Raw genomic sequence first — 26,368 nt, 5'->3', positions numbered from 1 at the left:
TGGTGGATTTGCCCACGCCCATGGCAGTAGCTGCTTCGATAATCGTGTAGTTTTGTTCGAGAACAAGCTCAGCGGCTTCACGTTTAAATTCAGCGCTGAAAGTACGTCTTGTGCGTTTGGTCATGGTTTCACCTGTCATGCTATGAGGCGTATCTTAACACCTCTAATCAGGTGGCCAAATTCACTATGCCACTACAAGTGAAGCGGGGACTATAAAGCCGTAGTTCACATTTCTTCTATGTGTTGTTTGGGGCGTAGAGATGGGGCGTAGTCAGGACTCGTTTGATTTTAGGTGAGTTAGTGCGGAAGTAGGGGAGATAAGAATAAGGATTTGAGAGATAAATACCTCGCCCTGATTCACGGAAAGCGTTCAGAGCGAGGTAAAGTGCCGGGATGGCGAGAGCTTAATGGGTTGACGATTCAAGCTGCCAGCTGTGGTTGACCGGTTGGTTATCACGCTTCGGTGCTTGGATAGTAAAGGCAATGCATAGCGAGAGCGCGATCATCATCAGCATCACACTGAACGCGGCAACAAAACCGCCAAATAGCGCCGCAATGACAGAGCCCATAAAGCTACCGACACCAAAGCCCAGGTACATAAAACCATAGTTTTGGCTGAGGTGGTTCATGCCAAAATAGTCGCTCATCAAGGTGGGGAATACGGTAATTGCCCCACCAAAACTGAACGCGACACAAGCAACCGACAAATAGAAGCTGTATTGGTCCAGTGGCATAAAGCGGAGCATACCCACGCCTGCCGCGCAGACGAGGAGTGCCAAGCCAACCACTTTGCTGCGCGCCATGCGATCAGACAACACACCCAGCACCAGACGGCCGCCTAGATTTGCCAGTGCGATAATGGCAACCGCTTCCGCAGCGGTGGCAGCATCAAGGTGGACATAAAGTTCACCCACATCTTTAGCGACGCCAATGACATAAAGCCCACTCATACAAATCGTGACAAATACCGTGGCAAGTAACCAAAATTGCGGGGTTTTAAAACATTGAGAAAGGGTGTAATCAGCAGGCGCATCGGCCTCAGATGCGTTTGTGGCGGCTTTTTGCTGTGGTGCATCGTGCATCAGTGCGCCGCCAATCACGACCATCACACAGGCCAGAACCGCCCACATTTGAAAACTTAGTGCTGCGCCGCCTGCAGCTAAAAAGTACAGATTAATGTATTTAAAACCTAAGCTGCCTAAACCATAAGCGCCAATAGCACAGGCTGAGGCAAGCCCTTTGTTTTTGGGAAAAAAGCGTACGCAATTGGAAAGCGTCATGAGGTAGCCAGTACCATCCGCTAAGCCAATCAGAAGGCCAGCGGTGAGGTAAAGTAGCCATAGTTGGCTGACCACCGAGGTTAGCGCGAGACTGGCGCCAAGCAGTATGCCTGCACCAATGGTCACGCGGCGGACACCGAATCGTGCTTGTAGATGGCCCGAGACGGAAGAAGCCAGGGCCAATGCCAGTGTCATAATGCCAAAGGTGAAGGCCACTTGGCTGACTGGCTCGTCAAGCTGGGCTGCAAGGGGGGCATTAAACAGGCTCCACGTATACACAGAGCCAAGTGCAAACTGGGCCAATACGGTGCCGATAAGGGTTTTGATGCCGGGGGATAAACGTGCGTTCATGGTAACGCTCCAGGATTTTATCTATTGAGAACACCCCCAAGATACGACCTTGAATCCCCACATCAAGAGTAGGTGAAAAAGATAAAATGAGCTGCAGTTAGCGGGCATGAACTGCAGCGAGAGGGCATGAATTACAATTGCATCCGTTCGCGAAACGCTTTCAGATTACCGCGACTGACCAACACAGGATCAGAAATGCCGGGGAGGAAAACGTGGTAGGTGCTGTTTAAGCCGGGTGCAATTTCGGTAACTTTATCTAAGTTGATGCAATAAGAGCGGTGGCAACGGAAAAAGTTAGCGGGCAATTGTGCCATCAACTCACTGATAGTATAAGGCACATAGAACTCACCGTCGGGCGTATACACCAAGGTGGTCTTTTCGTTGGCAGCGGCATAAAGAATGTCGGCGGTATCAGTAATACGGATCCGATTATCACGCATCAAATGTAAGGTATGGCGTTGATCGGTGATGGTATCGGTTGGCGCTACTGCGAGAGCAAGCTTATTGAGTACGCCTTTCACCCGTGTTTCGTTAAGCGGCTTAAGCAAGTAGTCGAACGCTTCAAGCTCAAAAGCATCTGCGGCATGCTCTTTGTAAGCGGTCGTAAAAATCACAAAGGGCGGGCGCGCATCGGCATGTAAACTCCGTGCGAGTAACATGCCATCAATCGAGGGGATATTGATATCTAAAAACAGCACGTCCACTGAATGGGTCTGCAGGTATTTTAGCGCTGCAAGCCCATCATCAAAGCTTTCGATGATCTCGAGATCACTATGCTTTTCAACTAAGTAACGTAGCTCTTCTTGCGCTAAGTATTCGTCTTCGACAATGACAGCGCGAAGCATGAAGGCTCCTTATGGTTAATCACAAATGATACACGTGTGCCGGGATTGCGTGGCTCAACAGTTAAGCCTTGTCCATAGAGCATGATTAAACGCTGATGCACATTCATCAAGCCAATATGATGACTGTCGATGGTGCCATGATAAAGTTGCTCGACAATATTAGGATCGATGCCGACCCCGGTATCTGTGATGCTAATCTCCGTTCCTTGCGCAATTTCGCGCACCGCAATGATGACATCACAAGGACGACGAGAAGGTTGAAAACCATGGCGAATCGCATTTTCAACCAGTGGCTGTATCAGCAAGGGCGCAATATTGGTGTCGGTCGTTTCAATATCAAAGCGGATCGTAAGTTTGTCACCAAAACGTGCTTGCTCAATAGCGACATAGTCTTTGACTTGCTTAATGGCATCACTAATGGGGATCAGATCCTGCGTGCGCTCTAAATTGTAACGCATAAAGTCGGCCAAATTGGCAATCAAGCCACGGGCGTCATCCGGACGCAGGCGGATCAAACTGGAGATCGCATTGAGGGCGTTAAACAAAAAATGAGGGTTAATTTTACTTTGTAAGGCAGAAAATTCGGCCTTACTCGCCATTTCTTTGAGGTTTTGTATCCGCGCCACTTCCATTTGGGTCGAAATCAATTGTGATAAACCAATCGCCATTTCCTGCATGGGGCGACGAATACGATGGGGCTGACGATAAAAAACCTTTAAGGTTCCCGTGACCACGCCATTTTCCCATAGCGGAATGATCAACAAAGAGCGAAAATCATGCACATTGAGATCATTGCTGATAATTTGTTCACCGGTTCTTACCGCTTGCTGAGTAAGGCGGCTAATTTGGTGATGCGCATCAATGTATTGCTCCTCACCGATGCCAACATACGCCAACACATCGGCGGTATCGGTAATAGCCACGGCATCGGCACCGGTGTCTTTACGAATAATACTGCACGCTTTGGTCAAACCTCGGGCCTCTCCGCGTCGAAAATACGGTAGAGTGCGGTTGGCAATATCTAACGCTTGCTTAGCCTGCTGGGCGGCTAAATGTTCTTTTTCATCATCGATGTACTGCACCAGTTGGATGATCAGGCCAATACAGACGGTACCTGCAATCATCGGGAAGCTAATGGTGGCAACAATGTGTTGGGCGAGCGTTTGATCGCGGGCAAGCAAAAGGATAAGCAGCATGGTCAGCGATTCGCAGAGCATACCCGCCAAAATGCCGTAGCGTGCATAATGTTGTTTATCTGCGCGATAATGAATCAGTGCCGACAGGCACCCAGCAATAATACTGGCGATCAAACAGGCTTGTGAGGTTGGCCCATCAATATCGATAAGATAGCGGTGAACACCTGAGACAACGCCGGCAGTCACGCCAACCCAAGGACCAAACAAAATACCGCCGGCGATAATGGCGATGATGCGTACATTTACCAGCGACCCATCGACATTCACTCCCGTGTAGGTACTGAATAAGGCAAACAATACAAACAAAGCGGCAATGAGCGCTGTTTCCATTGGATGGCGCTGGGTCTTCTGTACGATGGTCTGGATCAGATGGGTGCGAGTGAGCCAAAATAAGGCCATGAGTAATAAGGCGGCACGTTCAAATACCGCCAACAGCATCAATAACTGGTCGTTATACGCTAACAAAAGAAAGAACCGTGTTTAAATAAAGGGCGACTGTATGCTGCCAATTACTTGCGGCGGCAGAACTCAGCGATCACAAACAACGTTTGGCCGTTCACTTTACCCTGCACATGGGTAGGATCATCGGTCAGGTTAATGCCACGGATCACGGTACCTTGTTTGATTACCTGGCTTGAGCCTTTCACTGGCAAATCTTTAATCACGGTCACGTCGTCGCCTTTTTGCAGCGCCACACCATTTGCATCCAGCACTTTAACTTCTTCGATATCTTGACCGGTTTCCGCCCATTTACGCACATCATCTTCCATATATATCATGTCGAGATTATCTTGCGCCCAGCTTTCACTCGAAAGGCGAGAAAGCTGGCGATAAGCGACGACTTGCACGGCCGGCTCTTGGCTCCACATGCTGTCACTCAGGCAACGCCAGTGGTTCACATCCATATTGTCAGGATTACTTAGCTGGTCATGACAGGTGCCACAAACCAATACGCAGCTGTTCGCGGTGGTATCTGGTGAGTACGGGACGTCATATACAGATAAGTTGTCTTGGCGGGTACAAAGTTCACATTGGCCGCCGCTGCGTGCCTGAAGTGTTTGTTCAATACTCATAAATGTCTCGTGTAGGGCAGATCGAGCCTGCGTTAACAATGCGGCAGAGTGTAATCGCTGACATAAATTCTTACAAGTTATAAGGGGTTGAGTCAGCGAATTGATGGGTGATCATAGACACAAAAATGCCACGCCAATGCGTGGCATTTTATAAACGGTGGCACCGCGGCATTAAGCGTTTGCAGTGTCTTGTTTCACCACTTCGTGGTGCTCGAAGATAGTCTTATCTTGGCCACCGGTTAAACGCGAGGTGAGCGTACCAGCAGTCATTGAGCCGCTAACGTTAATTGCGGTGCGGCCCATATCGATTAACGGTTCAATTGAGATTAACAGACCCGCAAGTGCGACCGGCATATCCAGTGCAGAGAGTACAATCAGCGCGGCAAACGTTGCCCCGCCACCGACGCCAGCAATACCGAAAGAGCTCACCGTTACGATGGCAACCAAGGTCGCGATAAACCCAGGATCGAGCGGATTAATGCCAATGGTTGGTGCAATCATCACCGCCAACATGGCAGGGTATAGCCCTGCACAGCCGTTTTGCCCCATGGTCGCACCGAAAGAGGCTGAGAAATTGGCACTGGCCGGATCGTTCCCCAAGTTCTTCATTTGAGAATCAATGTTTAGCGGAATAGTTGCGGCACTAGAGCGCGATGTGAAGGCAAACGTTAGTACCGGGAGTATCTTTTTCAAGTATTGAGCTGGGCTCATTCCTACTAGGCCGATTAAGATCAAATGCATCACCAAAATCGCGCCTAGGCCAACGTATGAAGCGACAACGAAGTTTGCCAGTTGCAGGATTTCACTGACATTTGATCCGGCAATGACTTTTGTCATGAGTGCTAAGACACCGTATGGCGTTAAACCGATAATCATGCGCACCAGCGTACGCACAAGTGCCTGAGCAACATCCATAAAGCGTTCAAAGCGCTCACCCAGTTCAGGCTGTGTGCGTGAAAGCGTTACTCCGGCAATTCCTACAAGCGCAGAGAAAATCACCACAGCAATCGTAGACGTTGGACGGCTTCCTGCTAAATCTGCGAACGGATTTTGTGGGAAGAAAGAGATCACCATATCAGCCAGTGACAGGTTTTCAACGGTACCTAGTCGTTCTTCAAGTGCAGCCCCGCGAGCCATTTCTTGCGCACCTTGCACGATATCTTGCGCAGACAATCCAAATAGACTGCTGACGAACACGCCAATGAGTGCTGATGCTGCGGTCGTTGCCAGCAAAATCCCAATATTTAAGCTAGAGACTTTACCCAGTGAACCCGAGTCTTTCACCTTTAAGATGGCACCAATAATTGACACGGTAATCAACGGCATGATGATCATTTTTAACAAGCTCACGTAGCCTGAGCCGACGATATTGATATAGTCAATGGTTTCGCGTGTAACCGTGCCGTCAGCACCATATAACGCTTGCAGCGCAGCACCGAATGCCACCCCTAAGCCTAAGCCAGTAAAGACTCGCGTTGATAGGGATTTTTGTTGCTTGTGCAACTTCACAAGCACTGCCAGTAACAGCGCAAAAGCGATCAGATTTAAAAGGATAACTGTCATAGTTGGCGTTCCCACCTAGAGAATTATAATAATTTCAGCGTTAGATCCCGTGGATGTCGTTAAGGGATCGATATTGGTTCGCATCTTATGCCGACGGGGGCACATAATGAAGACATATGTCACATTACGGCTAGATAAAAAAAGCACTTATTAAAACTAAAAAGAATATGGAACAGTTATTGCACAATTTGCGGTGGTATATCGCGCAATGGCGACGACAAGTTATTCCGGCTGTTTTAAAACAAGCGTTCGTTCTAGGAATACACCTAAGGTTCCGGTAAGGTAAGGCCGCGCGTGTTGACTCACCCTCACCGTGTTTATTTTTGGACGCATACCAGGAGTGATGTGTTATTGATTTGAAGGATTCACAATGAGCAGAAAAATCTACTTCTCGACCCCAGGCCGGTTTAGTGCAAAACGTACGTTGATAGGCGCGGTTAGCCGTTGTCATCATCGACTTGCCCCCAGTCATGCAAGGAAGATTGCCCGCAAACTCTTTCTTACCCCCACGCGCAGTCCAGCGGTGAACGCGGCCCCGAATGGCTTAGAGCGGTTTACTGCGCAGAGTCAACAAGGCGAGCTACAGATGTACAGCGTTGGCGCAGGTCCGACCTGGTTACTGACACATGGATGGTCCGGCTCGGCGAGCCAATTTTTTCCTTTAATGGCGCATATTGCCTCGTTGGGTTTTCGCGCTGTGGCGTTTGATCATCCGGCCCATGGTGAAAGTGGGGGGCACGAAAGCCATATTCCAGGGTTTGTGCAGGCAATCAACGATGTTTTGGATCAAGTAGACAACGTTTCTGGTGTCGTCGCCCACAGTATGGGTGCGGCGGCCGTCCTCGAGAGCCAACACCCGCAATTAGATGACTTACCATTACTCTTGGTCGCGCCTGTGTTGAATTATCGTGAGAATCTGTATGCAACGGTGCGCCAGTCCGGCTACTCACTCAAGCTGTTTGATGAAATTGTACAAGAAGTGGGTGAGCAGCATGGTTATCCGATCGAAACCATCGAACCCTTGACTAAACTCGGCGCGCGTCGTCATCAGGTGGTCATTGCGCATGACAGAAACGATCGTTTTGCCTCGTTCAGCGTGACTGAAAAGGCAAACGACTATCAACATGTCTGCTTGCTGTCTACTGATGGGCTAGGGCATGGGCGGATTTTAAAAAGCGACGTGACTTTACAAGCGTTTACTGATCTTGCGGCTAAGACGGATCCAGCGGTACACAGTGTTGAGAGCGCAACGTCAAGTAGCGATATCGCAGCGCGGAAAAAAAACCGGCAGACAACTGAAACCAGCGCGTCAGTCATAGATGTGTAAGCCACCGGCAAATAATCTAAAAAAGGCACCGACGTCTGCGGTGCCATATGGGTCTATAGTATGTGGCTTATAAAAAAACGTATTACTCGCCAGCTATCTACTCGCCAGCTATCGACAAACGGGCAAACCGTATCCGAGGGGCGAAGAAGGCGCCATCGTAATTAGGCGTGACTGTGTTGCCAATCGCATCAATCTCATTGAGCATGGTATAGAAATTACCTGCCACTGTGATGCCACGCACGGGGCGAACACGCTTACCGTCACGGCACAAGAAGCCACTGGCGCCAAACGAGAAGTCGCCACTGATAGCATTCGCGCCAGAATGCACCCCTTGCAGCGAAACCAGTTCGAGATACTCGCCTCCATGCACTTCGGCACCACTTTGTTTGCCGGCGCCAATGAGGTCGTGACGTGAAGTGACATCTAAGCCGCCTTTCGGGCTGCGGCCGGCGTTGGCAGTGTGACGCACGCCAAAATGATGGGCAGTGGCGCTATTATGTAACAACCCAACCAATATGCCATTTTCAATTAGCGGCGTGTCGGTTGTAGCAAAGCCCTCGCTGTCAAAGGCTTTGCTGCGCATCCCGTCATCGATACGTGCGATATCGGTAATGGTCAGGGCTGGATCGGCAATCGGTTTTCCGATTTTTTCGCGCCATGGATTGGTACCCCGTTTGGCCGCATCCCCCGAAAAACAACTGCCAAATGCGCCCAGCAATTCGCTTAAACAATTATGTTCAAACACTACCGCATATTGACCGGTTTTGACCGGCCCACCCTCTAACAATGCATCAGCCGTGTCATAGGCCAAGCGGGTTGCAAATGCTTGGTCGAGATCGGCAAAGCGGCGTGACACTGACGCCCCCAAATGCATCGATTGCTTGCCGTCGTGATTGAGCAGTGCTGCCGTGTAGCAGCTAAAACTCCGTTCGCGATGATAGCAGCGTGTGCCCAGGGTATTAGCCAGCAGCTGATACTGGGTTTGCTCACCGTAGCCATTGTAGGGCGCCCCCGTTGCCCGTGGTTGATTGACCACGTCTTGCTCCATCGCGAGTGCCAATGCAATCTTATCTTCAATCGGCGTATTATCCGCTTGAAACAAAGTGGGATCTTGGCTATCGATCTGCTGCCCTTCGGCGCGAATTTTCTGGTCAGGGTCGGCTTTGGTAAAGCTCGCATTCGTTAGCGCGGCGTTGACCATGCTGGCAAGGCTGTCGCTATCTAGCGATTCGGAATAACTGGTGGCAACTTGGTCACCTTTGATCACACGTACGCCGATCACTTGGCCCGCGGTGACTTTGTGCTCGGACAGATCGCCTTGATCCGCCTTCAATGACAAACTTTCACTGGCGTTGGCAATGACGTCTGCGTGGGCCCCTTTTGCCTGAACGAGTGTTAATACCTGATCGACGGCATCGCTTAGGGTTGCTTTCACGTTTTGCTCACTCATGCGTTACCGCCTCCTACTAGGATGTTGTCGACTTTAAGTGCGGGCTGACCCACAGTCGTCGGTACGGCACCACTCACAGAGCCACACATACCCGCGGCGAGGGCGAGATCCTTACCAACCATGCTAATTTCTTTAAGTACTTTCGGACCGGTGCTGATTAACGTTGCAGACTTGAGTGGTGCGGTGATTTGGCCATCTTCTACCAAATAGGCTTCTTGCACCGCGAAGTTAAACTCGCCGGTGCCGGGCTGTACTGAACCACCACCCATTTTTTTAGCATAAATGCCGCGCTCCATGGAGCCAATCATCTTCTCAAGATCATCATTACCCGGCTCAATAAAGGTGTTCCGCATCCGCGAGGTCGGCGCGAACTTGTAAGACTCACGACGGCCTGAGCCGGTGCGTGCATAACCGGTTTTCAGGCTGCCCATATGATCGACCATAAACGAGGTGAGCTTACCGTCTTTGATAAGCTGGGTATGCTGAGTCTCCATACCTTCATCATCGATGTTAATTGAGCCCCATGCGTTGGCTAAGGTGCCATCATCGACGGCGCTAACCACTGGGCTAGCAATCATCTCACCCATTTGATCATGAAACACCGAGGCTTGTTTGGCTACCGAGGTGGTTTCTAGTAAATGGCCACAGGCTTCGTGGAAAATGACCCCACCGAATCCATTTCCAATGACCACGGGCATTTCACCAGAAGGACAGGTTTGGGCGCCGAGTTTGGTTAATGCTTGACGTGCAACGCGTTCGCCCATCGCCACGGGATCAATATCGTGATGAAATTCCCAGCCAGTGAGTGCGCCAGGGGCATCAAAGCCGGTCGATTGCTCTTTTCCATCGGTGGCCACCGCGGTTGCAGCAATCCGAGTGTAATGACGTGTATCGCTAACGTGCAACCCGCGAGAGTTAAAGATCTCAATCTGTTGTTCACGTTGGCCGACGCGACCAATAATTTGTGTGATTTTTTCACTTTCGGCGCGTATACGTTGGTCTACGTGGCGTAAAAAATCGACTTTATCTGCCACATGCTGGTCACGAGATAGAGGTTCAGACACAGGATGTTTGTCATTTAAATGCGACAAATTAAGGGGGCCAGCAGCGGCAATTTGGTCACGCTTATCACGCGCGCAAAGTAAACTGGTCACTTTTTTAAGCTGTTCTTCATCGCGACTATTGGTATAGCCATAAAGGACCTTATGACCGAAAAACAAACGGATACCAATTCCAAAATCAATCCCTGAACTGACTTTATCCACCTCACCAGACAATAACTCGACGTTGCCCGAGTGGTGGTGCTCGACAAAGAGCTCGGCGAAATCTGCGCCCATAAACATGGCGTGATCAATCACCGATTTTGCCGTTGATGGATTCAGCATACTTCCTCCTAAGAAGTGTGTTAGCGAATCTTTTATTCTACCAAGCTTTTATCAGCAATGATCACCACGTTCAGTGAGTGCATGATATTTCATCACTTTCTGTGTAATTGATTGGATGGGAAATGGGGCTTTTCAGTGCATGATTACCAATGGGCGACGACTTTTTCGCGATCCGTTACACTACGTCGATGCAGATAACGAGCAGGATAAAGTAATGAGTCACGTAGCAGCCAACATCATCACTGGCTTTCTTGGAGTGGGCAAAACGACTGCCATTCGTCATTTGCTGGCGAATAAACCTGAGCAAGAGCGCTGGGCGATATTGGTCAATGAGTTTGGTGAAGTGGGTGTCGATGGTGCGATCCTCTCTGAGCAAGGTGCGCTGGTGAAGGAGGTGCCGGGGGGATGCATGTGCTGTGTCGCTGGGTTGCCTATGACGGTAGGCTTGAATACGCTATTAGCGCAAAAGCCGGATCGAATTTTAATTGAGCCGACAGGGCTGGGTCATCCTAAGGATATTATCGGTAAGCTTACCCAGCCGCCTTTCGATACCCATTTGTCGCTACGCGCGATGATGACCTTGGTGGACCCGCGTTGCATTGACGATGTGCGTTATCGTGAAAATCAGAATTTTCACGATCAAATCGCGTTAGCGGATGTGGTGGTCGCCAACAAGCTCGATCAGTGTACTGAAAGGCAAATCGCAACGTTTTATGATTATGTCGCGGCGTTTGATGGCAAGAAAAGCTTGGTGACTGGCGTTGAACACGGCGCGCTCGAGACGGCATGGCTTTCGCTACCTCGGCAAGATCGCAAAGCGCATTATCACCATCATGACAGCAATGCTGAGCCGATGACCACGCTTGCGTTGGGTCCAGATGACATTTTTACCCGCAAAGAAAATCAGGGGCAGGGCTATGTCAGTTGTGGTTGGTTATTTGCCGCGCACTGTTGTTTTCCCTTTGATGCCTTGTATGGGTTATTTAGCAATCTCAATGCTCAGCGAATCAAGGCGGTGGTAAACACCGAAGAGGGATTTTTTGCGTTTAACGTTGCCAATCAGGTTGTCACCGTCACACCCATGTCGATTGAAACGGCAGAGTCACGGATTGAGGTGATTGATATCCAACCCTTACCGTGGGATGAGTTAGAAACTATCTTGCTTTCGTTTCTCGAGCCGCCGGCCGAATAAATCACGCCGTTATAGAAAATGACAATAAAACCGGTCAGTATCACTGACCGGTTTTTATCGACGTTGACGATGGCGTTGGGTTAGCGGGCGTATTTCGCTGTGAGTACTTGCCAGCTGCGTTTTTGTTGATGAAAACGCAGTTTCAAATCTTGATATTGCTGACTTAACTCGGCCTTTTCTACTTTTTCGCGGAATTTATCGCGTTCAAGTGCCAGTAATTGTTTTTTGAGCGTGTAGTAATCAGCCATCTTCGCCACCAAGGTATCGTATTCTTGTTGTAGAATTTGCAAGCGATGTGCGGCATTGGGCTTATTGCTTAGCTTTTGCGTTGCACGCTGAAGCTGCATTGTCGCCCGTGCTTTTTCTATCTTTTCTTCCGGCGTGACACGCAGCTTTTCAGCCAACCCAAGCCAAGAGGCCGTTTTAATTAACCACTTCGTTGGATCAAATTGCCACCAGCGAATGCCGTTGCGGTAATCATTCTCAAAGATGTGATGGAAATTATGGTACCCCTCACCAAAGGTCATAAAGGCTAAAACACCATTATCGCGGGCTGTATTCTTCTCGGTGTACGGTTGACTTCCCCATACGTGGGCCAAGGAGTTAATGAAAAACGTTGTATGGTGGCTGAGCACTAATCGTGTGAAGCCGACCAGTAAAATGGCCCCCCACACATCGCCGTGAATCACGCCAAACGCGATAGGAAAACCAAAGTTAGTTGCCAGTGTCAGGGCCAAGTAGTGCTTGTGCTGCCACATCACGATCTTGTCTTTTTGCAAGTCACGACAATTGCTGTAATCACCATAACGGTCGGGATGATATTCACGTAACATCCAGCCTAGGTGCGAGAACCAAAAGCCGCGTTTCGCCGAGTAAGGGTCGACATCATTGTCATCTACGTGACGATGGTGAATACGGTGATCGGATGACCAATGAAGGGCACTGTTTTGGAGTGCAAACGCGCCCCCAATGGCAAAAATAAACCGCAAGACCGGATGGGCTTGATAAGTTTTGTGGGCCCATAAGCGGTGATAGCCTGCCGTTATCGACAGCCCACAAAAACTAAAGGCGACAATCAGTGCGGTGATCTGCATCCAATCGAAACCATGGTGCCAAGCCCAAAGCGGGGTGCCAATGACCGCGATGAAAAACGTGAGCGTAAATACGCTGATATTTAGCCAAATCAAACGTGGTTTTTGCGGCGGTGAGGTTGTCGTTTTAGTTTCCATAACTCTCATTGTTATTTAAGCGTACACTTGTACGCTAGAATAGATGGGGGTCATCAATTGGTCAAGGCCTCGTCATCTCCTTTGTGCGTAAAATTGTTTCTGGGTTTGTCATCGAAAGATTAATGTTTGAAATGGCTATACTTAGGTAAACATGGGAAAGCGTAGGGAGGATGCCATGGCCTATTCGCTCGTTGGCGTTGTTGGTTTGACGCTTTTTTGATTTTTATAGCTTTGAGGATGTGTGCCGATATGTATACGTGTTCCTTATTCACGAAAGGTTAGGAAGTATGATGTCCTACCCGGCCATACCGCACTTTGTGAAGGCGATGGGCCACCGTGTGGTGAGTTACATCTTGAATGTCACAGAGGCCGAAGGCCGCTTGATTTTAATGCAGAAACTCGGACTAAGCCGGATCCAGCGAGACACGCTGAATCAGTATATCGAGCTGTGCCGTCAGCTACGGGTATCCGCGGTTGACCAGGGAGAAAGTGAACAGTCTTTTTTTTATCGCCTCCCCCATGTGATGCAAAATGGTCGTCATGTCTTTAATGTGTGGCGAGCACAACAAGGGGGAGAGCTTGCGACGCGGATCACCACCGCCGACCCCTTGACCAGTGCATTTTGCCAACTGGCCGGTGAGTTGTATCCCTTGTTTCTGATTAAGGCGGGACAACGCCCGCACCTTTTTTATCGGGGAGCAGGTTACCTGACTGCAGCTATTGAGCAATTCCCTATCAGTAAGTTGGTGCAAAAGCGGATGGCGGCCGATCCTGCCTTATCAAGATTATTCACCACCACTGGCAAAGAGCCACAACAAACGTGTGGTGACTATAAAGACGCCACCGGGCATCGCGGCATGGTGAGTTTAGCCAGTCTCCCTGTCTCCATTTTGGTCAATAGTTATGACTTAATGCGAATACGTGGCGTGGTCAGTGCTGACCGTTTCGTGACGACCGTCCAAGAGATGTTAGACATGGCACGCAGCCTTGCCGATGGTGAGGTCGCGCATATTCCCATGTTTGTAGGATTTCGTAATGCGGCGCTCACGAATTTGGCCGAACTCGATACCAAATGGGGCAGTGTACGGCGCTACACCCCGGGTATTGCTGAATATGTCTTACAAGCGGCGGGGCTGATGGCGAAGCGCCGGAATAATGGCTTTATGTTAGAGTCTGGCTACGCATTTGCGATCAACTTTGGCGACTTTCTTGAAGACGATGATTGGCCCGAGGAGGTTCTGGATGCCGAGGGCGAGCAGCAAACTACCGAGCTGAATATTATTTTATGCATGGCGCTTTGTTATCTTGGCCAACATAAGGCATTTGTCGCGCCAGAGTGGGTGTGGCGTATTGATCCCTTTTCATTGGACAACCGACGACAAGATTTTAGCACCGTAGCGGAAACCAGCGATCCTGTGGCAATTGGTGATGAAGACTTAGTGGATATTGAGCGTTGGAGCATGCTGGTGGATGATACCGATTCCAGCGGGATTCGATTGGCCATGTCTCGCCTCTATGCGGCAGCAAAAAAACCGGTCACACAAGATGCCTTGATGGATGTGATTATTGCGTTACGCAATATATTTGCTGCCAGTGAAGACATTGTCCCGATAAAAGCGGCGCTGACGCATATTGTCGAGCAAGAGACGGACCTTGCTATGATTGATCAGCTTGCCGAGGATTGGCGTGCCTTGTTAACTGGGGAGTTTGATGATGATCCTGAGACCATCCGTGAAAAAGTCTATCAATGCGTCCAGCTGTGTTTAACCTGTTTACGTCATTTCTACGTGCATGCCCCGATGCTGATGACTCGCCCCGACCGGCTGAGCTATCTGTGCGAACACGATGTCACGCAATCAAACGTGAATCCTTAGCGATCTCAAATAATCTCAGTGATTTTTACGGGTTCGACCTCATACCTGGCGAACTTGGTTTATGCTTACAGTGATCACGCTGCCATAGTCTCAGCTAAGAAGTCGAAAAGGAGAGGCTTTTGACCAAACAAATATTGATCACCGATGATTCTGCCCTGGCGCGCAAACAGCTATCTCGAACCTTGCCTCAAGACCTCGATGCTGACGTGCACTTTGCTGAAAACGGTAAAGTGGCACTCGAGGTGCTCAACAGTCAGCCGATCGACATCATGTTTCTAGACTTGACCATGCCAGAATTAGACGGTTATCAAACGTTAGAGGCTATGCAAAAAGCGGGCATGACCACTCCGGTTGTGGTGGTGTCGGGTGATATTCAGCCATTAGCACAGCAGCAAGTGTTGGAGCGAGGCGCGAAAGACTTTGTTAAAAAGCCGATTAGTCGCGAGCGGGTCGATGCGTTAATCAAAGCCTATTTGCCTAATACATCCACTTTAGATACTCAGCGTGCGCAAACGTCGCACGAAAAACTGAGCCGTCGTGATATTTATATGGAAGTCGTGAACATTGCCATGGGCCAGGCGGCGGATAAACTCGCCCGGCACTGCGGTGTGTTTGTCCATATGCCTTTGCCGCAAGTGAATGTGTTTGAGGTGACTGAATTAACCATGACGATTCGCCATCTGGCCCAGTCCAACACCATGAATGGGGTGTGCCAAGGCTTTAGTGGTGAAGGGATCGCTGGTGAAGCGCTGATGTTGATCAGTGACTCGAGTATTACGGAAATGATCCAACTGCTCGACTACCCAGACGACGGTTCGGTGGATAATGAATTAGAGCTCCTTGTGGATGTGAGCAACATTTTAATCAGCGCTTTTCTCCGCGGACTGGGCGATCAGGCGGCGTTAGAGTTTTCGCAAAGCTATCCGGCCTTACTTGGACAACACGCTGACGCTGGCCAATTAATCTCGGCGATGAAGGGATCATGGAAGCGAACAGTGACCATCGAGATCAGTTATCAGATTGATGGTACTCAAATAAAATGCGATCTTCTATTGCTGTTGTTGGATGAATCACTACCGCTACTGGATGCCAAGTTAGCGTACCTGATGGATGAGGAGTAATGGAATGAGCACACAAGATTTTGATCAATTCCATTGGATGCTAGATATGGTGCAGCATATCGATATGGGATTAATCGTACTCGATCGCGATTTTCACATCCAAATGTGGAACGGATTTATGATCCACCATAGCGGCAAACATGCGAAAGATGTACAAGGTCGTTCGCTGTTCGACGTGTTTCCCGAGATCAATGCGTCCTGGTTTCGCGCCAAGTCTCAGCCGGTTTTCGAATTACGATGTCGCAGTTTTATTGTTTGGCAACAGCGACCTTATTTGTTTCGCTGCCGTCATGTGCGCCCGATTACCGGACAGTTACCGTTTATGTACCAAAATATCACCATGCATCCGATGGCCAATACGCGTGGTGAAGTGAATCATATGTTTATTTCGATTCAAGATGTGACCAATGAGGCATTAGCAAGTCAAAGCCCTAAAGCTATAGCGTCATCATAGAGTAAGTACTGCGCGTCATCATAGCGAAATTACTGGTTGCGACTCGATTTTTTAGATAAGCCTTATTTGTGTTTTTGAGATGGAGCGAGCTTTTAACGTCAAATCGTGTCTCGTTTGGGATCGCAGTACGCAAAAATGCCGCCGTTTAATGTCCTTTTCGCATAATACATGGCGGCGTCCGAGCAACTTAATAATGACTCAAACGATTCACCATGTTGAGGGTAACAGGCAATACCTATGCTCGCTGAGAGTGTGACTTCTTGATTGTTATTGACATGAAAGGGCTGGCTTAAACTGGCAATGATCTTTTCAGCCACGCGCCCCGCGTCATCTGGATGGCTGGTGTACTCGAGCAATACGGCAAATTCATCGCCACCAAGGCGAGCAAGTGTATCAGAATTGCGAATACTATTACTCATGCGTTTTGTGGTTTCCACGAGTACGCTGTCACCTACGTCATGGCCGTGGGTATCGTTAATTGCTTTAAAGCCGTCTAAATCAATAAAAAGTAAAGAAAAGTGCGTACCTTGCTGCCGAGCTTGGACCAGTGCTTGGTCGGCGCGCTGTTTGAATGCCATTCGATTGAGGGCACCTGTTAAGGTATCTGTATGGGCCATGTGTTCAAACTGCAGGTACAAACGCTTGGTTTCGTTAATATCTTGGTGTGTACCAACCATGCGGACTGGATTATGGCTCCGATCCCACTCCATGACCTTGCCTTTCGATAATACCCAGACCCAGTATCCCTCTTTATGCAGCATTCTGAACTCACATTCATAATCTGGTGTTAAGCCATCAAAGGCTGAATGAATTTTCTCTTGAACATGAACATAGTCTTCGCTGTGACAGAGTGACTTCCACGTTGCTATCGTGGTCGGAGAAAGCGCTTTTTGGCTGTATCCGATGATTTCGGCCCAGCGATCATTCACTACTAACCGCTCACTAGGGACGTGCCACTCCCATGTGCCTACATGTGTACCACGGATAATTTCATCGAGACGACCACGCTCAAGTTGTAACTCATATTCGGTACGGCGTTTTTTGCGTAACACCAGCCACATTGTGGTCAGTATCACACCGAGAAAGATAATAACCAGTGAAGTCGCAATCAGTTGTTGGTCTGTGCGTTTTTCAAGCTGTTGAGTTTGTTCATCAACCATGTGCTCTAGACGATTTTGGTAATGCCACAAGGATTCTTGTGTGGCGCGAAATTCACTGATGTCGGTGACGATAGAAAAAAGCACTGGACTGCCGCGATAAGAAACCGGAACCGATGAGACTTTAACGGTCCGGGTTGAGCCATCGGCTAACTGGTGACGAAACACAAAATAACGACGTTTTTCTAATGCTGCCAGCTTTCGTTCTTCTGCAACCGATTGAGGAGATAAGTCGTTAATCTCTGTGATGTTCATTTGCGCCAGTGTATCACGCGAATATCCATAAAATTCGCTGGCAGCTGTGTTAGCAGCAAGAATATCGCCTTTATCAGGATCGATTAGCATCATGACCAGTGCATGTTTTTCAAACATCTGGTCAAATAAATCTGCATGAGGTTGTGACGTTGCTAATGTAAACGGCGCCCATAGTATGCAAATAAAAAAGAGGAAAGACTGCTTAATCACACAGAATCACTACCCAATAAAACCTCAAATAAGGGTAACACAAAGGTTAATAATTTGTGTGACAAGGGTAGGGGTTACTGTGCTTCATCGATTATCAGCCCCGATAGGTAGTGCCTTTGTGAGTGAATTCACTTTGTTAATTCAATGTTTGCATATGGTTAGTTTGTACGCGGGCGTTGACACTGGGCTGTCATACGATGAGGGACGTTAGGCAAGCGAGACACACCTGACTCGAGTGCTTTTATGCGAGTGTTGGGAGACGGATGCGTCGAGAGCAGCTCGGGTGGTGCGCCATCAGACGCTTTGGCCATATTGCGCCATAGGTCGACACTGGCACTCGGATTGAAACCGGCTTGATGCATTAATTGCAGGCCAATTTTATCCGATTCTGATTCTTGCGCGCGGTTATAGGGCAACAAAATACCGACTTGCACGCCAAGTCCTAAACCTGCCATTGCCATGGCGGCATGAGGGCTATCTGATAGAGACATACCGGTAACCGTTAGCCCCAGCGCGGCAAGTTGAGAGCGAGAAAGACGTTCATTACTATGATCGGCTAACACATGACCAATTTCATGACCAATAACCGCTGCTAATTGATCGGGCGTCTCTGCAACATTGAGTAGGCCGGTATAGACGCCTACTTTACCGCCTGGTAAAGCAAACGCATTCACTTGCTCACTGTCGAACACCACCACCTCCCATTCGGAAAAATTTGATTGAGGCGGAACCACTTTTAAAATCGCTTGAGTCACGCACTGTACGTACGCATTCACGGCTTTGTCCTGACTGATTGGCTGGGATTGCTTCATTTCCTCAAATGAACGCTGGCCGAGGTCAGCCATTTGATTGCCAGAAAAGAGCAAAAGCTGATTCCGGCCTGTGGGGGAATTTGAGCAGGCTGTAAGTGTGAGGATGAAGCAGATAGACAGAATGACTGTGTGGGCCGTGCGTCGCATGATTGTTTCCTGTATCGTTTTGCCTAACATGGGCGTCACCGAAGCATGCCGTGAACAGCGCTCAGTTAGTACAGGTAATGTACTGTCTTATCGCCCCGGCGTCTACCCAATAGCGCCTAGTGCTCCATCTAAATCTAATGAGCCAAAGCGAGTTAATTTAGGTGGTGGTGAAAGGCGCACCACCACGAAGTAGTGGCTTTAATCAACCCCTTCCTGCTGTTCCAAATATTGTTTAACGATTTCTAATGGCGCACCTCCGCAACTAACCAGACAATAACTTCTGCTGTAAAAAACTGGCTTCCAGTAAAACTTACCCAAGTGTTCAGAAAACTCCTTTCTCACAAGTCTTGATGTGGCAGTTTTTAAACTGTTCACCATTTTACTTGGTTGTATTTTGGGGTTCGCAGAAATTAAAAGGTGTAGGTGGTCTGGTTCACCGTTGCACTCCAAAAGCTCACAATCCCAAGTTTCCAACAACCTTCTATACTGAAGCTCTAAGTACGCGGTAACCTCTGGCGTAATACAGCGACGACGGCATTTAGTTACAAGAACTAAATGGTAGTGAATGTTATATACGCTGTGATTTAGCGTGTTCATGGCTTGTTTTTTCATAACAACTAAATATAATCGGTTGTATGAAAAAAGCAATCCGTAAAGTCACATACAAATTAAAACCATCTGCTTCTCAAGAAGAATCGCTGATGGATTTGTTTGTACATCATCACCAGTTGTACAACTGGGCTTTACGTGATCGCATCGAAACATACCGTGATTCTAATTACGGACTTAACTTTTCAGAGCAATGCAAAATCAACACACTGTGGCGTAACAATCGCAAAGCGCATGGCATTTTCAATGCCAACGCTCAGAGCGAGCAGGTCACTTTAAAGCGTGTTGCACTGGCTTTTGACGGATTTTTTCGTCGATTGAAGAAAGGTGATAAGAAAGCTGGGTTCCCACGTTTTAAACCGTTCCAGCGCTTTAAAGGTTGGGGCTATAAGGCACATGGTGACGGTTGGAAACTTCACCTAAAAGAGAAAAAACATGGCGCAGTTTATCTGGCTAATGTCGGCATCGTTAAGATCCGAGGCAAAGCCAGAAACGCTGGCGGTAAGCCAAAAACTGCCGAGATCATTCGCAAGAATGATGAGTGGTTTATCTCGGTTTCAATGGAATACGATTCCATTGAAAGACAATGTGGCACTGAAGCCATTGGTTTAGATTGGGGTGTTTCTCACTATTTTTCGACTATCGATCAAGATGGTCATTTTGAGCAAGTCGAGAATGCGCGCTATCTCAGGAATAGCAAAGAGCAACTAGCGTCTTTGCAACGTGATTTGGCTTTGGCTAAAAAAGGAACTCGCGCCCACCGCAAACTAAAGCATCAAATTGCCAAACTGCACCAAAAAATCGCCCGTCAAAGGCTCGATTTTACTCACAAAGAAACTGCAAAATTAGTTGAAGTGGCGGCATTGATCGCCACTGAAAAACTTACCGTTAAGAGCATGACTCGCAGTGCCAAAGGCACAGCCGAGAAAAACGGGAAAATGGTAAAACAAAAAGCTGGACTAAATCGGGAAATCCTGAACACAGCGCCAGCCATGACTCTTAATTTGCTGCAATACAAAGCGGCAGAAGCTGGTAGCGAATTTGTTGAAGTACCAACAAAGCAAGTTAAGCCAAGTCAAACCTGTCCAGACTGCGGAGCTAAGAAGAAAAAGACCTTAGCTGAACGGTGGCACTCATGCGAATGTGGCTGTGAGAAGCCCCGTGATGTAGCCAGTGCGCAAGTTAATTTAAACTGGGCGTTAGGTATTCAGGCTGGGAACCAGCCTAAAAAGGCGGCTTAGGCTTTCTTTTTGAAACTCCTTCAAAACGCGCAGCGTTTAGTGGGAGTTGTTCATGGTGCTGCTTTCTTCGTGTTGCGCTAGTCGACGTTGATCATCAGGGCAACCGTTAGCGGTTATTGAATGAATAATAGGTGAGACATGGTGAGCATTTGGAAAAAAAACATGTCGCTCGCGGGGCTAAATGCCTCATCGGCGAATACCTTGGTTGAGCATTTAGGGATTATTTATACGGCGTTTGATGACAACAGCTTAACAGGCACCATGCCGGTTGCCGCGCATACGCATCAACCGCTGGGCATGTTGCACGGCGGTGCGTCGGTGGTGTTGGCTGAAACTTTGGGATCACTCGCCGCTAATATGTGTGTGCCTGAAGGGAAATACTGCGTCGGCCTCGATATTAACGCCAATCATTTACGCGCGATGCGACAAGGCACAGTGACGGGGGTCGCACGCCCGATTCATCTTGGAGCAACCACGCAAGTTTGGAGTATTACCCTCCAAGATGAACGCGGCCGCGATATATGCGTGAGCCGTCTTACGATGGCGGTGCTGACTGATAAAGCACACCGATAAAAGCAGACGCCGTGCAAGTCTGTGGGTAGCCTTGCACGGTTATAGGGGAACCCCAAGTGTCAGTTACTCGTGCGAAGCCGTGACTTCATAGCTGGTAAATTTACGCACATTGATCACGCCAGTATCGAAAATCAAATATTGGCCCTTTATTCCTTTCAATATACCGCTTACGTGCGGATTTTTATCAAAGTTGTGGGAGCTTATCTTGGTTGGGTGTTCAGTGACAGGGTAACTAAATGCCAGTGCGTCTTGCTCAGCCGGCACAATGGCGTCTTGACCAAATTGTAAACGGATATCAGCAAGATCGGATGCAATGGCCTGGGTGAGGCGTTCCGCTTCTGTTGGTAAATCAAGTACGTCGTTGTCCCCCTTGAGAATCGCACGCCAGTTAGTCTTGTCGGCAACGTGTTTAGCGATTGCCACCTCAACCAGGCCAGATACATGGCGGGTTTTCACACGGAAGATTGGCAGGGCCTGCGTTGCGCCTTGATCATGCCAGCGGGTTGGCATTTGGTTCGCGCGTGTGATCCCGACTTTTAGCCCAGACGTGTTGGCGAGATACACGATGTGGTCGGTCATGCAAAACTGCTCGCCCCATTCAGGCTCCCGGCATGTCCCTTGTGCATAATGACAGGTTTCAGGCTTCATAATACACATGTCACAGCGCGCTAGCTTCTTCATGCAGGGATAACAGTGACCTTGTGAATAGCTTTTTTTGGTTTTTCGACCACACGCATCACAAAAGATATTGCCAGTGTGTGTCAGGGTGAGCGTGTGGCCCAGTAGCGGGTTCAGGTGTAGTTCTTGCTCACCGACACGGAGAAAATACTGCACGGATGCGCCTGCTTCGGTGCGCATTTTATTTAAGGTTCCAATCACAACATTGCTCTTATCGTTATAAAGTGCAGAAGTGTAACAAAGGAAAGCCTAAAGCGTTAGGTAGGTCGACGCTGGGACGCACTCGTACCTACCTCTCTTATCATTTCATGCTTACCCGAGCCGATCTTCAAGACTCTTTTGATTGTCGGTCGTGAACTCACGGTAAAGGGTCACTGATACGATTAATACATCTTTATGCGTATCTTCACTGACTTGGTCAATCACAAAGTAGTCAGCATTTTCTTCTTTTACACCACGCTCAACAAGACGAAGCACATCGTCTTGGATATTGCCTTCGATCTCGACATTCGCTGTTTTTTCGAAGTCACCAAAATCAAGCGTTGATTTGGCTATCAGTTCGGGGGCCGCAAGGACTTGAAAAGACAAAAAGGAGGCGCATAACAGCACCGCAGAGAGAGCTTTTTTCATAATATATCGATAAGTCGGTGGATTTGCTGACAACGTAACAAGGGTAGGATGACGCGTTGTCAGCGTGAGGTTAAAATAACGCTGAGGCAATCAGATTAGCGTGTGGCGTCTTCAATATCATCACTAAAGACATCATTGTTGCCCGCTATGTTGGGGCGATGATACGCCGATGTATCATCAAGATAATCGGCTAACAGGTCATCATCTGTTGGGATAACCTGATGCTGTAAACTGTTCATTCTTTCTCCTTGAGTGATCGTTAACCCATCACATATAGCAAGGCTAACGGCTCACTGTGTCAATACCATGACATTCCTAGCGGCATTACGACCTTCTCAACCTTTTGCGATTGGGTCAATCTATTTCGACGCCGACTCAATGCCGAAGCGCGCCACAATCGGGCAGTGGTCGCTGAGCCGGTATGTCATTACCTTGTGGTAGTCAAACTGATACTGAAAACTGTACTGCCACTGTTTGGCAATAGGCTCAGAGACCAAAACATGATCCACTAAGCGGCTGTACATCACCTGGTTCCAGGTTTGAGTACGCCAGTTGTAACGCCGTGCTTTACAGCGTGCTCGCACGTTTTTGGTGACGTTGACAATGTTGGGGGGATTGGCCTCGATTTCAAGGCGATGAGCGTTAAATGTATGCCAAAATGGATCATTATTTTCCCCGATATAGCGATTAAAGTCGCCGGCAATGATAACGTTTTTATCATCACGATCCGCGAGCCATTCCGCGAGCGCTCTGAATTGTTGACTCAGTTTTTTACAGCTGCTTGTGCCTTGGCGTTGGTGAAAACATCCCGACTTGAGATGAACGGATAACAAGTGAATAGGTGCATGGCCAGGAGGCGTGACCACCACATAGGCGCCATAACGCAAAGAAGGGGGGCCAAACAGTCCGGGTAAGGCAATCTCTCGAAAATCTTTCCGATCGTCCACCTGCCAATCTTTGCGCACGGCGATGCCAGTCAGCTGCTGACTGTGAGAAGAGGATTTGAGTGCTGCGTAACGGTCGGAAAAGTAATAGTTATATTTTTCTTTTGGTACCACACGGGCCAGCGCCTCAGGGCTATCGACCTCCTGAAATGCCAACACGTCTGGAGAGATCTGCGCTAATATAGCCGCGAGTTGTAGGTAATCCTCTTCATGGCGAATACCAGCCCGTTGATCGGTCTTTAAGGTTAGCCATTCAAAATTCCATGTTGCTACCGTGAGTGCATAGCTTGGGGCAACATATAGCCCTAGCAGCACCCACAGTCCGACGCGTCGAAGCACGATTGTCCCTTACCTTAATAATTTGCTTTTCACCGTGATCCTACTGCAAATATTCAACGTGTAGGTGAGTTCGCGATCAAATTGCGGACAAGGTTCGATTTTCGCTAACAATTGCAACAATACAGATCAGCAAATTGGAGAACAGATAGGCGTTTAAACGGCCGACTTTGGTTATTCGAAAGTTCGATGATCTGAGTCAACACAATCGATCCCGTATTTGCTATCTAATTCCACATCTTGTGTTTATGATGTTTTTACAATCCTATATATAGTGTGGAGGGCATATGCCAGCGGTAATTAAGCGCGACGGAACACGCGTCCCATTTGATGCAGATCGTATCGTTCAGGCGGTGACGTGTGCGCGAGAATCAGCGCAGTCGCTGCGTGACGTTGAATCATGCCCATTGACTGATGAGGCGATTCGTCGTTTAGCGGATACCATTGCGACGCAATTTGCTGGCGATGCCGAAGTAGACATCGATCACATCCAATATGCGGTAGAAGATGTGCTTATGGCTGGCCCGCATAAAGCGGTCGCGCGCGCGTACATTGAATACCGCCACGATAGAGACATTGCACGAGAGCGCCGAGGTCGACTGAATCATGAGGTGCAAGGGTTGGTCGGTCAAACGAACACCGAGTTGCTGCATGAAAACGCCAACAAAGACAGCAAAGTTATTCCGACGCAACGCGATCTACTCGCGGGCATCGTGGCGAAGCATTACGCCAAACAGCACATGCTACCGAGCGCCGTTGTCCGCGCCCATGAATCCGGCGAAATTCATTACCACGATTTAGACTATGCGCCTTTTTTCCCCATGTTTAATTGCATGTTGATTGACTTAGCCGGCATGTTGCAAAAAGGCTTTAAAATGGGGAACGCAGAAATTGCCCCGCCTAAGTCGATTTCGACCGCCACAGCGGTGACGGCACAAATTATCGCGCAAGTGGCGAGTCATATATACGGTGGCACCACCATCAATCGTATTGATGAGGTGTTAGCGCCTTACGTTGAAGCAAGCTACCAAAAACATTTACTTGTGGCGCGAGAGTGGGCCATTGCTGAGCCCGAGGCATATGCACGAGCAAGAACCGATAAAGAGTGCTTTGATGCGTTTCAATCGCTGGAGTATGAGGTAAACACCTTACATACGGCCAATGGGCAAACCCCGTTTGTTACGTTTGGGTTAGGGCTCGGTGAATCATGGTCTGCGCGTGCAGTACAACGTGCTATTTTAGCCAACCGTATTGCCGGTTTGGGCGAAAATCGCAAAACCGCTGTGTTCCCTAAATTGGTCTTTTGCATTCGCGAGGGCTTAAACCGACAGCCTGACGATCCGAACTATGACATCAAGCAACTTGCGCTTGAATGCGCCTCAAAACGAATGTATCCCGATATTCTCAATTATGACCAAGTTGTATCGGTCACCGGTTCGTTTAAAACCCCGATGGGCTGCCGAAGCTTCTTAAGTGACTATGAAGAAAACGGCGAATTGATCCATGAAGGGCGGAATAACTTGGGCGTGGTCAGTGTCAATTTACCCAGATTGGCGATTGAAGCAGAAGGGGATGAAGACGCCTTTTATGCGCGCCTCGATGCAACGTTAAATATTGCTCGCCAGGCACTCGATACTCGAATTGCGCGTTTTAAAGGGGTAAAAGCCCGCGTGGCGCCCATTTTATATATGGAAGGTGCATGTGGGATCCGCCTTAACCCAGATGATGAAGTCAGTGAGATTTTCAAACATGGCCGAGCATCGATTTCGCTAGGGTATATTGGCCTACACGAAACGATTAATGCCCTTTATGGCAGCACGCCGCATCTTTACGACAGCGTGGTCAAGCAAAAGAAAGCGAAAGCGATTGTCGCCTACTTGCATGATGCGACCGAACGCTGGAAAGAAGAAACAGGCTATGGCTTTAGTTTGTATAGCACCCCGAGTGAGAACCTCTGTAGTCGTTTTTGCCAGCTTGATACGCAAGCCTTTGGTGTGCTTGAAGGGGTGACGGATAAGGGCTATTACACCAACAGCTTTCACCTCGACGTGGAAAAACAAGTCACACCTTACGATAAAATCGATTTCGAAATGGACTATCCACGCTTAGCCAATGGTGGCTTTATTTGCTATGGCGAGTACCCCAACATCCAGCATAATTTAGAAGCGTTGGAGAACGTCTGGGATTATAGCTACGATCGTGTGCCGTACTATGGCACCAATACGCCGATCGATGAATGCTATGAATGTGGGTTTACCGGCGAATTTGATTGCATCAGCAAAGGCTTTACCTGTCCGGCATGTGGTAATCACGACCCAGCGCGCGTGTCGGTGACTCGTCGCGTCTGTGGCTATTTGGGTAGCCCGGATACACGTCCATTTAACCCAGGTAAGCAGCAAGAAGTGATCCGCCGCGTTAAACATATGTAGGGAGTAT

The 26,368-nt window shown here is 48.7% G+C and carries 24 protein-coding genes; 8 read left to right on the top strand and 16 right to left on the bottom strand.

Features of this window, described 5'->3' with window-relative positions; all coding sequences use genetic code 11:
- The 6 genes from BZG77_RS01665 to BZG77_RS01640 all read right to left on the bottom strand — a co-directional run.
- Positions 1 to 124: transposase (locus BZG77_RS01665; RefSeq protein WP_131825275.1), on the bottom strand; the 124-nt coding region annotated here is incomplete at its 3' end.
- A gap of 280 nt (positions 125 to 404) precedes the next feature.
- Positions 405 to 1,631 (bottom strand): OFA family MFS transporter, encoded by a 1,227-nt coding sequence (locus BZG77_RS01660; protein ID WP_077645940.1) that lies wholly within the window; start codon positions 1,629 to 1,631, stop codon positions 405 to 407.
- Positions 1,632 to 1,762: 131 nt separating this feature from the next.
- The gene (locus BZG77_RS01655; RefSeq protein ID WP_077460790.1) at positions 1,763 to 2,476 is read right to left on the bottom strand and encodes a LytR/AlgR family response regulator transcription factor; all 714 of its coding nucleotides are present in this window, start codon (positions 2,474 to 2,476) and stop codon (positions 1,763 to 1,765) included.
- Positions 2,440 to 4,110 carry a LytS/YhcK type 5TM receptor domain-containing protein gene (locus BZG77_RS01650; protein WP_077645939.1) on the bottom strand — a complete coding sequence of 557 codons (1,671 nt, stop codon included), beginning with the start codon at positions 4,108 to 4,110 and terminating at the stop codon, positions 2,440 to 2,442. Before BZG77_RS01650 ends, BZG77_RS01655 begins: the two co-directional genes overlap by 37 nt.
- A 71-nt stretch (positions 4,111 to 4,181) precedes the next feature.
- Positions 4,182 to 4,745, bottom strand: a complete 564-nt coding sequence (locus tag BZG77_RS01645; protein ID WP_077645938.1) for a PhnA domain-containing protein — start codon at positions 4,743 to 4,745, stop codon at positions 4,182 to 4,184.
- A 171-nt stretch (positions 4,746 to 4,916) separates the two neighbouring features.
- Complete coding sequence (locus BZG77_RS01640) at positions 4,917 to 6,308, bottom strand: L-cystine transporter (RefSeq protein ID WP_021023917.1); 1,392 nt, start codon at positions 6,306 to 6,308, stop codon at positions 4,917 to 4,919.
- A gap of 370 nt (positions 6,309 to 6,678) precedes the next feature.
- On the opposite strand from BZG77_RS01640, the gene BZG77_RS01635 reads away from it, so the two are divergent.
- Entirely contained in the window at positions 6,679 to 7,635 is a 957-nt protein-coding gene (locus tag BZG77_RS01635) for an alpha/beta hydrolase (protein ID WP_077645937.1), read from the top strand.
- 97 nt (positions 7,636 to 7,732) lie between these two features.
- Here BZG77_RS01635 and BZG77_RS01630 read toward each other — a convergent pair whose 3' ends face one another.
- Positions 7,733 to 9,085 (bottom strand): TldD/PmbA family protein, encoded by a 1,353-nt coding sequence (locus tag BZG77_RS01630; RefSeq protein WP_077645936.1) that lies wholly within the window; start codon positions 9,083 to 9,085, stop codon positions 7,733 to 7,735.
- Positions 9,082 to 10,470 carry a TldD/PmbA family protein gene (locus tag BZG77_RS01625; RefSeq protein WP_077645935.1) on the bottom strand — a complete coding sequence of 463 codons (1,389 nt, stop codon included), beginning with the start codon at positions 10,468 to 10,470 and terminating at the stop codon, positions 9,082 to 9,084. The genes BZG77_RS01630 and BZG77_RS01625 overlap by 4 nt, the downstream gene beginning before the upstream one ends.
- A gap of 214 nt (positions 10,471 to 10,684) precedes the next feature.
- Between BZG77_RS01625 and BZG77_RS01620 the strand changes: the two genes are divergently transcribed.
- Entirely contained in the window at positions 10,685 to 11,662 is a 978-nt protein-coding gene (locus tag BZG77_RS01620; protein ID WP_077645954.1) for a CobW family GTP-binding protein, read from the top strand.
- Positions 11,663 to 11,742: 80 nt separating this feature from the next.
- Here BZG77_RS01620 and BZG77_RS01615 read toward each other — a convergent pair whose 3' ends face one another.
- Positions 11,743 to 12,891, bottom strand: a complete 1,149-nt coding sequence (locus BZG77_RS01615) for a fatty acid desaturase (RefSeq protein WP_077645934.1) — start codon at positions 12,889 to 12,891, stop codon at positions 11,743 to 11,745.
- 287 nt (positions 12,892 to 13,178) lie between these two features.
- Between BZG77_RS01615 and BZG77_RS01610 the strand changes: the two genes are divergently transcribed.
- The 3 genes from BZG77_RS01610 to BZG77_RS01600 all read left to right on the top strand — a co-directional run bounded on the left by BZG77_RS01610 (position 13,179) and on the right by BZG77_RS01600 (position 16,340).
- On the top strand, positions 13,179 to 14,765 hold the full coding sequence (locus tag BZG77_RS01610; protein WP_077645933.1) for a hypothetical protein: 1,587 nt from the start codon (positions 13,179 to 13,181) through the stop codon (positions 14,763 to 14,765).
- 119 nt (positions 14,766 to 14,884) lie between these two features.
- Complete coding sequence (locus BZG77_RS01605; protein WP_108743919.1) at positions 14,885 to 15,886, top strand: response regulator; 1,002 nt, start codon at positions 14,885 to 14,887, stop codon at positions 15,884 to 15,886.
- Between the two features lie 4 nt (positions 15,887 to 15,890).
- Positions 15,891 to 16,340, top strand: coding sequence for a PAS domain-containing protein (locus tag BZG77_RS01600; protein ID WP_021023812.1), 450 nt, complete (start codon positions 15,891 to 15,893; stop codon positions 16,338 to 16,340).
- 98 nt (positions 16,341 to 16,438) lie between these two features.
- On the opposite strand, the gene BZG77_RS01595 is transcribed toward BZG77_RS01600, so the two are convergent.
- The 3 genes from BZG77_RS01595 to tnpA form a co-directional block, all read right to left on the bottom strand.
- The gene (locus BZG77_RS01595; protein WP_077645932.1) at positions 16,439 to 17,962 is read right to left on the bottom strand and encodes a sensor domain-containing diguanylate cyclase; all 1,524 of its coding nucleotides are present in this window, start codon (positions 17,960 to 17,962) and stop codon (positions 16,439 to 16,441) included.
- A gap of 158 nt (positions 17,963 to 18,120) precedes the next feature.
- Positions 18,121 to 18,921, bottom strand: coding sequence for a M48 family metallopeptidase (locus BZG77_RS01590; RefSeq protein WP_077645931.1), 801 nt, complete (start codon positions 18,919 to 18,921; stop codon positions 18,121 to 18,123).
- 198 nt (positions 18,922 to 19,119) lie between these two features.
- Positions 19,120 to 19,518 carry an IS200/IS605 family transposase gene (gene tnpA, locus BZG77_RS15195; RefSeq protein ID WP_077645952.1) on the bottom strand — a complete coding sequence of 133 codons (399 nt, stop codon included), beginning with the start codon at positions 19,516 to 19,518 and terminating at the stop codon, positions 19,120 to 19,122.
- Positions 19,519 to 19,556: 38 nt separating this feature from the next.
- On the opposite strand from tnpA, the gene BZG77_RS01575 reads away from it, so the two are divergent.
- Together BZG77_RS01575 and BZG77_RS01570 are read left to right on the top strand one after the other, a co-directional pair.
- A complete protein-coding gene (locus BZG77_RS01575) occupies positions 19,557 to 20,771 on the top strand; it encodes an RNA-guided endonuclease InsQ/TnpB family protein (protein ID WP_077645929.1) in 1,215 nt (404 codons plus the stop codon).
- Positions 20,772 to 20,912: 141 nt separating this feature from the next.
- A complete protein-coding gene (locus BZG77_RS01570) occupies positions 20,913 to 21,344 on the top strand; it encodes a hotdog fold thioesterase (protein WP_077645951.1) in 432 nt (143 codons plus the stop codon).
- 63 nt (positions 21,345 to 21,407) lie between these two features.
- Here BZG77_RS01570 and BZG77_RS01565 read toward each other — a convergent pair whose 3' ends face one another.
- The 4 genes from BZG77_RS01565 to BZG77_RS01555 form a co-directional block, all read right to left on the bottom strand.
- Positions 21,408 to 22,202: a DUF2797 domain-containing protein gene (locus tag BZG77_RS01565; protein WP_077645950.1), complete on the bottom strand. Its 795-nt coding sequence runs from the start codon at positions 22,200 to 22,202 to the stop codon at positions 21,408 to 21,410.
- Between the two features lie 132 nt (positions 22,203 to 22,334).
- Positions 22,335 to 22,652 (bottom strand): hypothetical protein, encoded by a 318-nt coding sequence (locus BZG77_RS01560; RefSeq protein WP_077645928.1) that lies wholly within the window; start codon positions 22,650 to 22,652, stop codon positions 22,335 to 22,337.
- 95 nt (positions 22,653 to 22,747) lie between these two features.
- A complete protein-coding gene (locus BZG77_RS14805; RefSeq protein WP_021023866.1) occupies positions 22,748 to 22,891 on the bottom strand; it encodes a hypothetical protein in 144 nt (47 codons plus the stop codon).
- A gap of 120 nt (positions 22,892 to 23,011) precedes the next feature.
- Complete coding sequence (locus tag BZG77_RS01555) at positions 23,012 to 23,935, bottom strand: endonuclease/exonuclease/phosphatase family protein (protein ID WP_158011402.1); 924 nt, start codon at positions 23,933 to 23,935, stop codon at positions 23,012 to 23,014.
- A gap of 284 nt (positions 23,936 to 24,219) precedes the next feature.
- Between BZG77_RS01555 and nrdD the strand changes: the two genes are divergently transcribed.
- Positions 24,220 to 26,361, top strand: a complete 2,142-nt coding sequence (gene nrdD / locus BZG77_RS01550; RefSeq protein WP_077645926.1) for an anaerobic ribonucleoside-triphosphate reductase — start codon at positions 24,220 to 24,222, stop codon at positions 26,359 to 26,361.
- The last annotated feature ends 7 nt before the right edge of the window (positions 26,362 to 26,368 follow it).

The sequence above is a fragment of the Salinivibrio sp. IB643 genome, from assembly GCF_001996105.1.
Classification (GTDB): domain Bacteria; phylum Pseudomonadota; class Gammaproteobacteria; order Enterobacterales; family Vibrionaceae; genus Salinivibrio; species Salinivibrio costicola.
The sequence above is the reverse complement of the archived record's forward strand: the minus strand, read 5'-3'. Positions and strand labels throughout refer to the sequence as shown.

Bases quoted from the DNA above. Each gene is read 5' to 3' on its own strand.
- BZG77_RS01660 (WP_077645940.1), bottom strand. From the start codon at position 1,631: ATGAACGCACGTTTATCCCCCGGCATCAAAACCCTTATCGGCACCGTA.
- BZG77_RS01655 (WP_077460790.1), bottom strand. From the start codon at position 2,476: ATGCTTCGCGCTGTCATTGTCGAAGACGAATACTTAGCGCAAGAAGAG.
- BZG77_RS01650 (WP_077645939.1), bottom strand. From the start codon at position 4,110: ATGCTGTTGGCGGTATTTGAACGTGCCGCCTTATTACTCATGGCCTTA.
- BZG77_RS01645 (WP_077645938.1), bottom strand. From the start codon at position 4,745: ATGAGTATTGAACAAACACTTCAGGCACGCAGCGGCGGCCAATGTGAA.
- BZG77_RS01640 (WP_021023917.1), bottom strand. From the start codon at position 6,308: ATGACAGTTATCCTTTTAAATCTGATCGCTTTTGCGCTGTTACTGGCA.
- BZG77_RS01635 (WP_077645937.1), top strand. From the start codon at position 6,679: ATGAGCAGAAAAATCTACTTCTCGACCCCAGGCCGGTTTAGTGCAAAA.
- BZG77_RS01630 (WP_077645936.1), bottom strand. From the start codon at position 9,085: ATGAGTGAGCAAAACGTGAAAGCAACCCTAAGCGATGCCGTCGATCAG.
- BZG77_RS01625 (WP_077645935.1), bottom strand. From the start codon at position 10,470: ATGCTGAATCCATCAACGGCAAAATCGGTGATTGATCACGCCATGTTT.
- BZG77_RS01620 (WP_077645954.1), top strand. From the start codon at position 10,685: ATGAGTCACGTAGCAGCCAACATCATCACTGGCTTTCTTGGAGTGGGC.
- BZG77_RS01615 (WP_077645934.1), bottom strand. From the start codon at position 12,891: ATGGAAACTAAAACGACAACCTCACCGCCGCAAAAACCACGTTTGATT.
- BZG77_RS01610 (WP_077645933.1), top strand. From the start codon at position 13,179: ATGATGTCCTACCCGGCCATACCGCACTTTGTGAAGGCGATGGGCCAC.
- BZG77_RS01600 (WP_021023812.1), top strand. From the start codon at position 15,891: ATGAGCACACAAGATTTTGATCAATTCCATTGGATGCTAGATATGGTG.
- BZG77_RS01590 (WP_077645931.1), bottom strand. From the start codon at position 18,921: ATGCGACGCACGGCCCACACAGTCATTCTGTCTATCTGCTTCATCCTC.
- tnpA (WP_077645952.1), bottom strand. From the start codon at position 19,518: ATGAACACGCTAAATCACAGCGTATATAACATTCACTACCATTTAGTT.
- BZG77_RS01575 (WP_077645929.1), top strand. From the start codon at position 19,557: ATGAAAAAAGCAATCCGTAAAGTCACATACAAATTAAAACCATCTGCT.
- BZG77_RS01565 (WP_077645950.1), bottom strand. From the start codon at position 22,202: ATGCGCACCGAAGCAGGCGCATCCGTGCAGTATTTTCTCCGTGTCGGT.
- BZG77_RS01560 (WP_077645928.1), bottom strand. From the start codon at position 22,652: ATGAAAAAAGCTCTCTCTGCGGTGCTGTTATGCGCCTCCTTTTTGTCT.
- BZG77_RS14805 (WP_021023866.1), bottom strand. From the start codon at position 22,891: ATGAACAGTTTACAGCATCAGGTTATCCCAACAGATGATGACCTGTTA.
- nrdD (WP_077645926.1), top strand. From the start codon at position 24,220: ATGCCAGCGGTAATTAAGCGCGACGGAACACGCGTCCCATTTGATGCA.